Source organism: Streptomyces alboniger, assembly GCF_008704395.1.
GTDB classification, from domain to species: domain Bacteria; phylum Actinomycetota; class Actinomycetes; order Streptomycetales; family Streptomycetaceae; genus Streptomyces; species Streptomyces alboniger.
The window spans coordinates 2,246,090-2,258,156 of sequence record NZ_CP023695.1 but is presented as its reverse complement, the minus strand read 5'-3'; the positions used below and the strand labels follow the sequence as shown (position 1 = coordinate 2,258,156).

The window sequence follows — 12,067 nt, the reverse complement described above, 5'->3', positions numbered from 1 at the left end:
GCGGCACAAGCAGGGACAATGGGCCGGTGCGTTACCGCGTCCTTGGCCCGACCCGGGCCGCCCGCCCCGACGGAACCCCCGTCCCGGTGGGCGGCGCGCGCCTGCGCGCCCTGCTGGCGGCACTCGCCCTCCGCGCGGGACGCGCGGTACCCGTACCCGCCCTGGTCGACGACGTATGGGGCGCCGAACCGCCCGCCGACGCCGCCGGTGCCCTCCAGGCCCTGGTCGGCCGGCTCCGCAGAGCCCTCGGCGCGGACGCCGTCGTCTCGGCGGACGGCGGCTACCGGCTGGACGCGAGCCCCGACGACGTGGACCTGTTCCGCTTCGACCGGCTGACCGGCGAGGGCGGCCGCGTCCTCGCCGACGGCGACCCGGCCAAGGCGGCCGCCCTGCTCGACGACGCGCTCGCCCTGTGGCGCGGCGAAGCCCTCGCCGACCTGCCGGGCCGCACCGCGGACGCCGCCCGCTGGCAGGCCCGCCGCCACGACGCCCGCCGCGCCAGGCTCACCGCGGCCCTCGCCCTCGGCCAGGCGGAACAGGCCCTGCCCGAACTCACCGCGCTCTGCGGCACCCACCCCCTCGACGAACCGCTCCAGGCCCTGCGCCTGCGCGCGTTGCGGGACGCCGGCCGCCCGGCGGAGGCACTCGCCGCCTACGAAGGCGTACGACGCGGGATCGCGGACCGGCTCGGGGTCGACCCGGGGGCCGAACTTCGCGCCCTGCACGAGGAGTTGCTGCGCGTGCCACCACCGGCCGAGCCGGTACCGCCACCGGCCGGACCCGTGGCGCCGCCGGCCCGACCCGCGCCGCGCGTGCCCGGCAACCTCCGCGCCCGCCTCACCTCCTTCGTCGGACGCGAGGCCGACATCGAGGCCCTGCGGGGCGACCTCGCGCGGGCCCGGCTCGTCACGCTGCTCGGACCCGGCGGCGCCGGCAAGACACGCCTCTCGCAGGAGGCCGCCGAGAGCGTCGGCACGGGCTTCGCGGACGGAGTGTGGCTGGCCGAACTCGCCCCCGTGGAGGACCCCGACGACGTGCCCGAGGCCGTACTCACGGCGCTCGGCGCCCGCGAGACCGTGCTGCGCGGCGCCGGCGCCGAAGAGATGCGCGTCATGTCGGAGCGGCACGGCGAGGACCCCGTCCTCCGTCTCGTCGAGCACTGCGCCGGGCGCCGCATGCTGGTCATCCTCGACAACTGCGAGCACGTCGTGGCGGCCGCGGCCCGCCTCGCCGACGAACTCCTCGCCCGCTGCCCCGGCCTCGCCGTCCTCGCCACCAGCCGTGAACCCCTCGGCATACCGGGCGAGTTGACGCGCCCCGTCGAGCCGCTGCCGGAGCCGGTCGCGGTGCGCCTGCTCGCCGAACGCGGGGCCGCCGCGAGAGCGGGCTTCACCGTCGAGGACGACCCCGCCGCCGCGGCCGAGATCTGCCGGCGCCTCGACGGCCTGCCGCTCGCCATCGAACTGGCCGCGGCCCGCCTGCGGATGCTCACCCCGCGCCAGATAGCCGACCGCCTGGACGACCGCTTCCGGCTGCTCACCAGCGGCGCCCGCACGGTACTGCCCCGCCAGCAGACCCTGCGGGCCGTCGTCGACTGGTCCTGGGACCTGCTCGACGAACCCGAACGCGCCGTCCTGCGGCGGCTCTCCGTCTTCGCGGGCGGCTGCGACCTCGCGGCGGCGGAAGCGGTCTGCGCGGGCGAGGACAGTTCGTACGACGTCGCCGACGTGCTCGGCTCACTCGTCGACAAGTCCCTCGTCGTCGCCGCCCCCTCACCCGTGGCCGGGGCGGGCATGCGCTACCGGCTGCTCGAAACCGTCGCCGAGTACGCGGGCGAACGCCTCGACGAGGCGGGTGACCGGGCCGGCGCCGAGCGCGTGCACCTCGTGCACTACCGCGAGGTCGCGAGGACCACCGACCCCGAACTGCGCGGGCGCGGCCAGCTCGCCGCCGTCGAGCGCCTCGAAGTCGAGTACGAGAACCTGCGCACCGCCCTGCGGCACGCCGTGGCCGCGCGCGACGAGCAGGAAGCGCTCTGCCTGGTCCTGTCCCTGTGCTGGTTCTGGGAGATCCGCGGCCTGCGCCTGGAGACCCGCAACTGGGCCCGCGACGTCATGAGCCTCGGCCCCGACCCCTTCGCCCCGCCCGTCACCCCCGCACCCCCGCTGTACGAGCCGTGCACGGCCGAGCCCCCGCCGATGCGGCCCGAGGTCCTCGCTGAGGCTCGCCGCGGGGTGCGCCTGCTCGACCTCGCCTGCATGGACATGGACATGGACGCGTGGCGCACCGAGGAGGCCGAGGAGCGGCTGCGGGGCATCCGGGCCGCCTACCGCCCCGGCCTGCCGCAGACCTGCCGCACACCGGGCAGCCTCTGGTTCTTCGCCGTGATGCTCGGCGGCGACGCGGAGCTGCTGCGCGCCACCCTCGACGGGACCGTCGACACCTGCCGCGAACTCGGCTACGCCTGGGAACTGGCCTCCGCCCTGCAACTGCGCGCCAACATCCTCATCAACCACACCGACTGGGCGGGCGAGGCACGCGAGGACGCCGACGAGGCGCTGCGGGGCTTCGAAAGGATCGGGGACGCCTGGGGCATCGCGGAGGCGCTCGCCGCGCGCGGCGAGTCACGCGAGCGGCGCGGGGAGTTCTCCCTCGCGGCCGAGGACTTCGAGGCCGCCATCACCTACGCCGAACAGCTCGGCGCCCAGAGCCAGGCGGCCGTGCTCAAGGCCCGCCTCGGCTCGGTCCTCACGGAGTCGCCGGACACCTTCGAGCGGGGAGAGACGATTCTCCGCGACGTCCTGGCGAACAGCGGCCGCGCGCACACGGGGGAGGCCGTGCCCGCCGCCCGGCTCTTCCTCGTCGGCGTGCTCGGCCGCACCGGCCGCGTCGACGAGGGGCACGAGCACATCCGGCGGCTGCGCGAGGAGTTCACCGTGGTGGGCTACACGGTCTTCGACAGCTTCGTACTGGGCCTCCAGGCCTGGCTCGACACCCTGGGCGGCCGGTACGCGCAGGGCGTCACCGTGGCCCGCGCCGCCATCGAGGAGGCCCGTGCCCCGCTGTCGCGGATGATCGCGCCCCAGGGCGTCGCCGTACAGCTGCGGATCGCGGCCCGCGCGCTGGCGGAACTCGACGGCGGCAGCCGCGCGGGGGACGCCGCCCGGCTGCTCGCGGTGGCCGACCGGGAGCAGCCGGCGGGCCACTTCCCGAACGCGACGGAACGGGACATCTCCGAGGGGGCCGCCCGGCTCGCCCGTGCCGCGCTCGGCGCCGAGGCGTACGAGGGCGCGTACGCCGAGGGCGGCGGCCTCACCCTCGACGAGGCCGCCGCCCTGTGCACCGTATGAACCCCGTGCGCCGTAGGAATCCGCTGGTCAGCTCTTGGTGCGGAACTTGTGGATCGCGATCGGTGCCATCACCAGGGTGATCAGCGCCGACCAGCCGACCGTCACCCACACGTCGTGCGCGACGGGGCCGCCGACCATCAGGCCGCGCGCGGAGTCCGCGAGCGAGGAGAGCGGGTTGTAGTCGGTGAAGCCCTGGAGCCAGCCCGGCATGGACTTCGTCGGCGCGAAGATCGACGAGCCGAACTGGAGCGGCATCAGGACCAGGAAGCCCATCGCCTGCACGGACTGGGCGCTCTTCATCGAGACGCCGAGGACCAGGAAGATCCACATGATGGAGGTGCCGAAGAGCGCGGAGAGACCGACGGCGGCGAACAGACCGAGCCAGTTCGTGATGTCGAAGCCCACCAGCACACCGACGACCATCATGATCGTCGTCGCGATGAGGAGCCGCATCAGCTCCACCACGACCTTGGCGAAGAGCACCGAGCCCTGGCCGATCGGCAGGGTCCGGAAGCGGTCCATGATGCCGTTCTGGAAGTCCTGGTTGAAGCCGGTGCCGACAGCCATGGCGATGTTCATGCTCATCATCGCCATCATGCCCGGCACCACGTACTGCACGTACTGATCCTGACCGCCGCCGAGCGCCTGCCCGATCGAGCCGCCGAAGACGTACACGAACAGGAGCGTGAACACGATCGGCATCAGGACCGCGTCGAACATCGACTCCGGGTCCTGGCGGATCCACAGCAGATTGCGGCGGACCAGCGCACTGGTGTGCCGCACATGGCCGCGCAGGCTGATGCGGGCGTCGTCCGTCTGCCCCTTGGCGAGGGGCGGCGTGAGAGTGGTGGTGCTCATACGGCAACCTCCTCGAGTTCGGGGCGGGCGTCCTGCGGGGCGCTGGCCTTCTGGCCGGTGATGGAGAGGAACACCTCGTCCAGGCTGGGCAGTTCGGTGGCTATGGAGCCGATCGTTATGCCCCGTGCGGTGACCGCGCCGACCACGGCCGTCAGCTGTTCGTCGCTGAGGATCGGCACCAGGACCGCGCCCGTCTCGACGTCCACCGTCGAGGTGGCGAGGCCGGTGAGGCCCAGGTCGTCCAGGGCGTTCGCCAGCGGGCGCAGCTCCAGCGGGTCGGCCGGGCGGACCCGCAGCGTGCGGCCGCCGACCTTCGCCTTCAGCTCGTCGATGCCGCCGCTCGCGATGACCTTGCCGCGGTCGATGACGGTCAGCTCGGAGGCCAGCTGCTCGGCCTCCTCCATGTACTGGGTGGTGAGCAGCACGGTGACGCCGTCGCCGACCATCCGCTTGACCTCGGCCCACACCTCGTTACGGGTGCGGGGGTCGAGGCCCGTCGTCGGCTCGTCCAGATAGAGGACGGCCGGGCTGCCGATCATCGACGCCGCCAGGTCGAGGCGGCGGCGCATGCCACCGGAGTACGTCTTCGCCGGGCGGGCGGCCGCCTCGGTGAGGGAGAACCGCTCCAGCAGGCCGTCCGCCCGGGACCTGGCCTCCTTGCGGGTCAGGTCGAGCAGGCGGCCGATCATGTACAGGTTCTCGCGGCCCGAGAGCTTCTCGTCCACCGCGGCGTACTGGCCGGTGAGGCCGATCACGCGGCGGAGCTGGCGGGGCTGGCGGACCACGTCGTACCCGGCGACGAGGGCCGAGCCCGCGTCCGGGGTGACGAGGGTGGACAGGCAGCGTACGAGGGTGGTCTTGCCGGCGCCGTTGGGCCCGAGCACGCCGAGGACGGTGCCTTCGCGTACGTCCAGGTCCACGCCGTCCAGTGCCTTGGTCTCGCCGTAGTGCTTGACCAGTCCCCTTACGGTGACCGCGCTCCCTGCGCCGTCGGGGTTCTTGTTGATTCGCGTCATGGGTACAAGGTGTCAGGTGGCACCGACAAAGCGCCGACATCCCACCGACAGGGCGGTCGCCCCGCCCTGGGCGGGGCGAGAAGAAGCAGCCCGCCGACGGGGGACGGTCGACGGGCTGCCATGGTGCCGCGATGGTTCATACGCCGGGTGAGGCCTACCGGAATACGCCGGGTGAGGCCTACCGAACGGAGTGCTCCTCCGCGGGGAACGCCCCGCCCACCACGTCCTGCGCGAACGCCTTGGCCGCGCCGGCCATCACGCCCCGCAGGTCCGCGTACTGCTTGACGAAGCGGGGCATCTTGCCGCCCGTGAGGCCCAGCATGTCCGTCCAGACGAGGACCTGCGCGTCGCACTCGGCGCCCGCGCCGATCCCGACGGTCGGGATGTGCAGGGAGCGGGTGACCTCGGCGGCCAGATCCGCGGGGACCAGCTCGAGGACCACCGCGAACGCGCCCGCGTCCTGCGCCGCCTTGGCGTCGTTCAGCAGCCGGTGGGCCGCTTCCTCGCCGCGGCCCTGGACGCGGTAGCCCATGGTGTTCACGGACTGCGGGGTCAGGCCGAGGTGGGACATGACGGGGATGCCGGACTGGACGAGCAGTTCGGTCTGGGCGAGCGAGCGTTCGCCGCCCTCCAGCTTGACCGCGCCGACGCCCGCCTCCTTCACCAGGCGGGTCGCCGAGCGCAGTGCCTGCACGGGCCCTTCCTGGTAGGAGCCGAACGGCAGGTCGCCGACGATCAGGGCGCGGCTGGTGCCCCGCACGACCGCGGCGGACAGCATGGTCATCTCGTCGAGGGTGACGGGCACGGTCGTCTCGTACCCGAGGTGGCAATTGCCCGCCGAGTCGCCGACGAGCATGACGGGAATGCCCGCCTCGTCGAAGACGGACGCGGTCATCGCGTCGTAGGCGGTGAGCATCGGCCACTTCTCGCCGCGCTCCTTGGCGGCGGTGATGTCACGCACGGTGATGCGTCGCGTGCCCTTGCCGCCGTACAGCGCCTTGCTGCTGTCGGGGCTTCGCGGGGCGTCGGCGCTCTTCTGGGCAGCCGAGAGCTGCGTCATCGCAACGGCTCCTTCTGTCATCTCGAGGCGCCCTGACGGCGTCCCCGGATCACCTCCATGGTGGCACCACGTGCCGCCTCGGGGCTAGTGCGTCCACGGGTAATCCGTCCGGAGGGGCCCGGCTTCGGTAAAGTCTTTTCAATACGAGACGGTCCCGTATTGAAAAGGCCCTACGCTGGTCCGCATGTCAACCGCCATACCCACCCCACCCCGCATACCGGAAGCCGTGCACCGGCGCCGCTGGGCGATCCTCGGCGTCCTGATGCTGAGCCTGCTGATCGTCGTACTCGACAATTCGATCCTGAACGTCGCCATCAAGACGATCTCCACCCCGGAACCGACCGGACTCGGCGCGACCCAGGGCGAGTTGGAGTGGGCGATCAACTCCTACACCCTCGTCTTCGCGGGCCTGCTCTTCACCGCGGGCCTGCTCGGCGACCGGCTCGGCCGCAAGAAGGTCCTGATCGCGGGGCTCGTCGTCTTCGGCATCGGGTCGGCGCTCGCCGCGCAGTCCGGCTCGCCCGTCCAGCTCATCGTGTTCCGCGCGGTGATGGGCCTCGGCGCGGCCTTCGTGATGCCCGCCACGCTCGCCGTCCTGATGAACGTCTTCGAACGCGAGGAGCAGCCCAAGGCCATCGGCATCTGGGCGGGCGGCGTCGGCCTCGCCATCGCCATCGGCCCGATCACCGGCGGTGTGCTCCTCGACCACTTCTGGTGGGGCTCGGTCTTCCTCATCAACGTACCGATAGTGATCATCGCGGTCGCCCTGATGATCTGGCTCGTGCCCGACTCGCGCGACCCCAGGCCCGGGCGCATCGACCTCGTCGGCGTCGTGCTGTCCGTCGTCGGCCTCGTCCTGCTCGTCTACGGCATCATCAAGGGCGGCCAGCTCGCCGACTTCACCGATCCCGCCGTCCTCGGCACCGTCCTCGCGGGCCTCGCCGTCCTCGTCGCGTTCGTGCTGTACGAGAAGCGCTGCGACCACCCGTCCGTCGACATCTCGTACTTCAAGAACCGCGTCTTCTCGGCGGCGATCAGCGCCATCGCGCTCGTCTTCTTCGCGCTGATGGGCGTGACCTTCTTCTCGGTGTTCTACACCCAGAGCGTGCGGGGCTACTCGCCCTTGCAGACCGGCCTGCTGATGCTGCCGCTGGCCGCGGCGCAGCTCATCTTCGCGCCGCGCGCCCGGCTGGTCGTCGACCGCTTCGGCGTACGGGCCGTGTGCACCGGCGGCCTGCTCCTGGTGATGGCGACGCTGGCGTCCTTCACGACCCTCGACGCCGATACGCCGATCTGGATCCTGGAGGTCATCTTCTTCCTGATGGGCACCGGTATGGCGCACATCATGACGCCCACCAGCGTCGTGATCATGCAGGCCCTGCCGCGCGAGAAGGCCGGCTCCGCCTCCGCGCTCAGCAACACCTTCCGGCAGGTCGGCGGCGCGCTCGGCATCGCGGTCCTCGGCTCGGTGCTGTCGACGGCGTACCGCACCGGCGTCGAGGACAAGCTGACGCTGCTCCCCGAGGGGGCCCGGCACACCGCGGGGGAGTCCATCGAGGCGACCCTGGGCGCCGCGGCGAAGCTCGGACCCCGCGGCGAGCCCCTGGTGACCGCGGCCAACGACTCGTTCCTGCACGCCATGCACGTCACGGCCCTGTGGGGCGCGGGCGTCGCCGTGATCGGCTCGCTGGTCGTCTTCCTGTTCCTGCCGGGGCGCACGCCGCCGGAGACCGGCACCCAGGAGAAGGAGGCCGAACCGGTGGGCACGGCCCGGCACTGAGGGCCCGGTACGGGCACCGCGGGGGAGCGGGGCGGCCGCTGGGGGAGAATCGGCCCGGCAGCAGACGCGGAGAGAGCGGAGAAGACGTGGTCCACACCGCCAAGGGCGGCCGGGGGCGACCCCGGAGCGAGGCCGTGGAGCAGGCCATCATCGAGGGCGTGGTGCGGCTCCTGGAGGACGGCGTGCCACTCGCCGACCTGTCCATCGAGCGGATCGCCAGGACCGCGGGCGTCGGCAAGGCCACCATCTACCGGCGCTGGGACGGCAAGGAAGCCCTCTTCGTCGACGTCCTGCGCGTCTTCGAGGAGGCCGACCCCGAACTGCCGGGCACCTCGATGCGCGACGACCTCGTCTGCCTCCTGGAGGGGCTGCGCAGACGCGGTCTGAACATGCGTTCCTCGGCCCTGCTGCACAACGTCTTCGCGCAGATGAAGGCGCTGCCCAAGCTGTGGGAGGCGTACCACGCCACCGTCGTCGAGCCCCGCCGCCGCCTCACCTGCGAGGTGCTGCGGCGGGGCGTCGCGGGCGGCGAGCTGCGCGCGGACGTCGACATCGAGATGGCCAACGACCTGCTCGTCGGCCCGATGCTGGTCCGCACGATCATGCGGCCCCACGCGCGGCTCGACGACGACCTCGCCGAACGGATCGTCGACACCGTGCTGGAGGGGCTGCGGCCGGCCTCCTGAACCTGCCGAAAGGGCCGCGGCCGGTGCCCTGAGCGGGCCGGAGGGCGCGGCCGGTGCCCTGACGCGGCCCGCGCCCCGCGCGAGTATGCGCGTTTCGTCACAGCCACGGCTCCCGAGCCCTGTTCAGGAACCTGCCGCGCCGCCCCGATCGTCCTGGTGCCTGTACGGCCGTCGTGGACGGCAGGGACGACACCGATCATCGCCTAGGGTTTCCAGGGCGGACCGACGGTGTGTACGGCAGCAGTGAGGCGACGAAGGCATGGCGCAGGCGTATATGACGGAAACGGGCAGCGGCGGCTCGGGACCCGAGCGTCCGGGGTCCCGGTTCCGACGCCTGCTGGACGGCTGGCGCGGCGATCCGGCCATCTGGCGGCGCGGGCTGGTCACCGCGGGGGCCGCGGTCCTCATCGCCCTGGTGATGCTCTTCCACGCGCAGATCCCGAACAACGTCGGCAACCTCGGCAGCCTGACCGAGACGTTCCTGCCGTGGCTCGGCCTCCTCGTCCCGGTGCTGCTCGTCATCGCCGTGGTCCGCAAGTCCGCCACCGCGCTGATCGCCCTGCTCCTCCCCGCGATCATCTGGCTCAACTCGTTCGGTGGCCTGATCAGCGACAAGTCGGGCACGGGCGGCGACCTCACCGTCGCCACGCACAACGTCAACGCCGACAACACCGACCCGACCGGCACCGCCCGGGACGTCGCCTCGTCCGGTGCCGACGTCATCGCCCTGGAAGAACTCACCGCGGACGCCGTGCCCACGTACGAGAAGGCGCTGTCGGGCCTGTACAAGTACCACTCGGTGGAGGGCACCGTCGGCCTGTGGAGCAAGTACCCGCTCTCCGGTACCAGGCCCGTCGACATCAAGCTGGGCTGGACCCGCGCGATGCGCACCACGGTCAACACCCCCAAGGGCGACGTCGCCGTCTACGTCGCGCACCTGCCGTCGGTACGCGTCAAGCTCGACGCGGGCTTCACCGCCAACCAGCGCGACAACAGCGCCGACGCGCTCGGCGAGGCCATCGCCGACGAGCGGCTCGACAAGGTCGTCCTGCTCGGCGACCTCAACGGCACGATGAACGACCGCGCCCTGAACGCCGTCACCTCCCAGATGCGCTCCACGCAGGGCGCGGCGGGCAACGGCTTCGGCTTCACCTGGCCCGCGTCGTTCCCGATGGCCCGGATCGACCAGATCATGGTCAAGGGCGTCGAGCCGGTCTCGTCCTGGACGCTTCCGGAGACGAGCAGTGACCATCTGCCGATCGCGGCGAGGGTCGACCTCTCCTCGTAACGACGTCTCCCTGTTACGTCCGCGTCGCTCGTTTTTGACCTCACGGAATACTGGGTACGCGAGACTTTGTTCCGTACGTAAACTTACGGATTCCCCCTCGCCCCCCGGCCCGCCGCCGGCCTTGCCCGGCGCCCGGCCCGCCCCCCAGCTTCCGTGGAAGGTACTTCTTCATGCCCCTGGCCCTGCTCGCCCTCGCCGTGGGCGCCTTCGGCATCGGCACGACCGAGTTCGTGATGATGGGCCTGCTGCCCAACGTCGCCGACGACCTGCACATATCCATCCCGACCGCCGGACACCTCGTCTCCGCGTACGCGCTCGGCGTCGTCATCGGCGCCCCGCTGCTCGCCGCCGTCACCGCGAAGCTGCCGCGCCGCCGCGTCCTGATCGGCCTGATGATGCTGTTCGTCGTCGGCAACGCCTTGTCCGCCGTGGCACCCGACAACACCTCGCTCCTGGCCGCCCGCTTCCTGAGCGGGCTGCCGCACGGCGCGTTCTTCGGCGTCGGCGCGGTCGTCGCCACCGGGCTCGTCGCCCCCGAGCGCAAGGCCCGCTCGGTCTCCCTGATGTTCCTCGGCCTGACCGTCGCCAACATCGTCGGCGTGCCGGTCGCCACGGCCATGGGACAGCAACTGGGCTGGCGCGCCACGTTCCTCGCGGTGAGCGCGATCGGGCTCGCCGCCATCGCCGCGCTCGCCCTCCTGGTCCCCGCCGACCACGGCCATGGCGACGCGGTCGGCCTGCGCGGGGAGCTGCGGGCGCTCGGCAGCGTCCCGGTGTGGCTGGCACTCGGTACGACCATCGCGGGCTTCGGCGCGCTCTTCGCGGCGTACAGCTACATCACGCCGATGCTGACGGACGCGGCGGGCTACGCCGAGTCCAGCGTGACGCTCCTCCTGGCGCTGTTCGGTGTGGGCGCCACCGCGGGCAACCTCCTCGGCGGGCGGCTCGCGGACCACTCCCTGCGGGGGACGCTCTTCGGCGGGCTCACCGCGCTGGCCGTCGTCCTCGCGCTCTTCCCGCTCCTCATGAGCGCCGGATGGAGCGCGGCGCTCGCGGTCACGCTGCTCGGCATGGCGGCGTTCACCACGGGGTCGCCGTTGCAGCTGATGGTCATGGAGAAGGCGTCGGCGGCTCCGTCGCTGGCCTCCTCCGCGAACCAGGCGGCGTTCAACCTCGCCAACGCGGGCGGCGCCTGGATCGGGGGCCTCGCCCTGGCGGCCGGCTTCGGGGTGACGTCTCCCGCGGTGACCGGGGCGGTGCTTGCGGTGCTCGGCCTCGCGGTGGCCGGGGCGGCGTATCTGGTCGACCGCGGGGCGGCGCCGGCGTCCACGCCTGGGGGCGCGCGGGTGGTGGCCTCGGCCTCAAGGGAGGGGGCTGCGGTGTCGCGGGAGGCGTCGCGGGGGTGAGGCTTGCGGGGGGCCGGCTTGGGTGCGGGGTGCCTTTGTCGCCGCTGGGGCAGCCTGGCGCGGCCCCGGCCCTCTCCCACCCGCCCGCCCGTTTGCCCGGCGTCATCCCCTGCCCCGCCGCTTCGCGCCGGATGTCTCCCACCCACCCGCCCGTTTGCCCGCATCGGGCGGGACCGTAGGGGTGGGGTGTCCGTGTGGTGCGCCGCTTCGGGTGGGGGCATGGGGGCGGCGGGTTGGCGGCGCGGGATAATCGGCGACTGGTGGGGGATGCCGTGGGGGTGGTTGATCGTCGCGGGGTGAACGGGTGGGTGGGTGGGAGACATCGCCGCGAAGCGGCGCTTAGGGCCCACCCTCCGGGCCGCGCGTGCAGGGCCCGCCCCCCGGGGCCGCGCGCACAGGGCCCGCCCCCTGGGACAGCGCCCACAGGGCCCGCCCCCTGGGACAGCGCCCACAGGGCCCGCCCCCTGCGACAGCGCCCACAGGCTTTGCTTCGGGGCTGCGCCCACAGGGTCTGCCCCCCGGGAGCCAGCGTCCATGGGGCCTTCCCCGCCGCAGCTGCGCTCATTTGCTCGCTAGCGCCCCCCCCCGCAACCGCGCTCATAGGATCCGCCCTTACGGAACGC

Annotated in this window: 8 protein-coding genes; 5 read left to right on the top strand and 3 right to left on the bottom strand. The window is 72.6% G+C overall.

Annotated elements, in window-relative coordinates:
* Positions 1–26: 26 nt before the first annotated feature.
* Positions 27–3,350 (top strand): AfsR/SARP family transcriptional regulator, encoded by a 3,324-nt coding sequence (locus CP975_RS09925; protein ID WP_150476770.1) that lies wholly within the window; start codon positions 27–29, stop codon positions 3,348–3,350.
* A gap of 27 nt (positions 3,351–3,377) precedes the next feature.
* On the opposite strand, the gene CP975_RS09920 is transcribed toward CP975_RS09925, so the two are convergent.
* The 3 genes from CP975_RS09920 to panB all read right to left on the bottom strand — a co-directional run bounded on the left by CP975_RS09920 (position 3,378) and on the right by panB (position 6,284).
* Positions 3,378–4,208, bottom strand: a complete 831-nt coding sequence (locus tag CP975_RS09920; RefSeq protein WP_055529154.1) for an ABC transporter permease — start codon at positions 4,206–4,208, stop codon at positions 3,378–3,380.
* Positions 4,205–5,224 (bottom strand): ATP-binding cassette domain-containing protein, encoded by a 1,020-nt coding sequence (locus CP975_RS09915; RefSeq protein ID WP_055529156.1) that lies wholly within the window; start codon positions 5,222–5,224, stop codon positions 4,205–4,207. Before CP975_RS09915 ends, CP975_RS09920 begins: the two co-directional genes overlap by 4 nt.
* Before the next feature lie 178 nt (positions 5,225–5,402).
* A complete protein-coding gene (panB, locus tag CP975_RS09910; RefSeq protein WP_055529158.1) occupies positions 5,403–6,284 on the bottom strand; it encodes a 3-methyl-2-oxobutanoate hydroxymethyltransferase in 882 nt (293 codons plus the stop codon).
* A 184-nt stretch (positions 6,285–6,468) separates the two neighbouring features.
* Between panB and CP975_RS09905 the strand changes: the two genes are divergently transcribed.
* The 4 genes from CP975_RS09905 to CP975_RS09890 all read left to right on the top strand — a co-directional run bounded on the left by CP975_RS09905 (position 6,469) and on the right by CP975_RS09890 (position 11,444).
* The gene (locus CP975_RS09905) at positions 6,469–8,064 is read left to right on the top strand and encodes an MFS transporter (RefSeq protein ID WP_150476769.1); all 1,596 of its coding nucleotides are present in this window, start codon (positions 6,469–6,471) and stop codon (positions 8,062–8,064) included.
* Positions 8,065–8,150: 86 nt separating this feature from the next.
* Positions 8,151–8,750, top strand: a complete 600-nt coding sequence (locus CP975_RS09900; RefSeq protein ID WP_055529162.1) for a TetR/AcrR family transcriptional regulator — start codon at positions 8,151–8,153, stop codon at positions 8,748–8,750.
* Positions 8,751–9,009: 259 nt separating this feature from the next.
* The gene (locus CP975_RS09895; protein ID WP_055529164.1) at positions 9,010–10,038 is read left to right on the top strand and encodes an endonuclease/exonuclease/phosphatase family protein; all 1,029 of its coding nucleotides are present in this window, start codon (positions 9,010–9,012) and stop codon (positions 10,036–10,038) included.
* Positions 10,039–10,208: 170 nt separating this feature from the next.
* Positions 10,209–11,444: an MFS transporter gene (locus CP975_RS09890; RefSeq protein WP_150476768.1), complete on the top strand. Its 1,236-nt coding sequence runs from the start codon at positions 10,209–10,211 to the stop codon at positions 11,442–11,444.
* Positions 11,445–12,067 lie beyond the last annotated feature (623 nt).

Excerpts from the sequence above, each read along its gene's own strand:
- CP975_RS09890 (WP_150476768.1), top strand. The coding sequence starts at position 10,209 with ATGCCCCTGGCCCTGCTCGCCCTCGCCGTGGGCGCCTTCGGCATCGGC.
- CP975_RS09915 (WP_055529156.1), bottom strand. The coding sequence starts at position 5,224 with ATGACGCGAATCAACAAGAACCCCGACGGCGCAGGGAGCGCGGTCACC.
- CP975_RS09895 (WP_055529164.1), top strand. The coding sequence starts at position 9,010 with ATGGCGCAGGCGTATATGACGGAAACGGGCAGCGGCGGCTCGGGACCC.
- CP975_RS09905 (WP_150476769.1), top strand. The coding sequence starts at position 6,469 with ATGTCAACCGCCATACCCACCCCACCCCGCATACCGGAAGCCGTGCAC.
- panB (WP_055529158.1), bottom strand. The coding sequence starts at position 6,284 with ATGACGCAGCTCTCGGCTGCCCAGAAGAGCGCCGACGCCCCGCGAAGC.
- CP975_RS09920 (WP_055529154.1), bottom strand. The coding sequence starts at position 4,208 with ATGAGCACCACCACTCTCACGCCGCCCCTCGCCAAGGGGCAGACGGAC.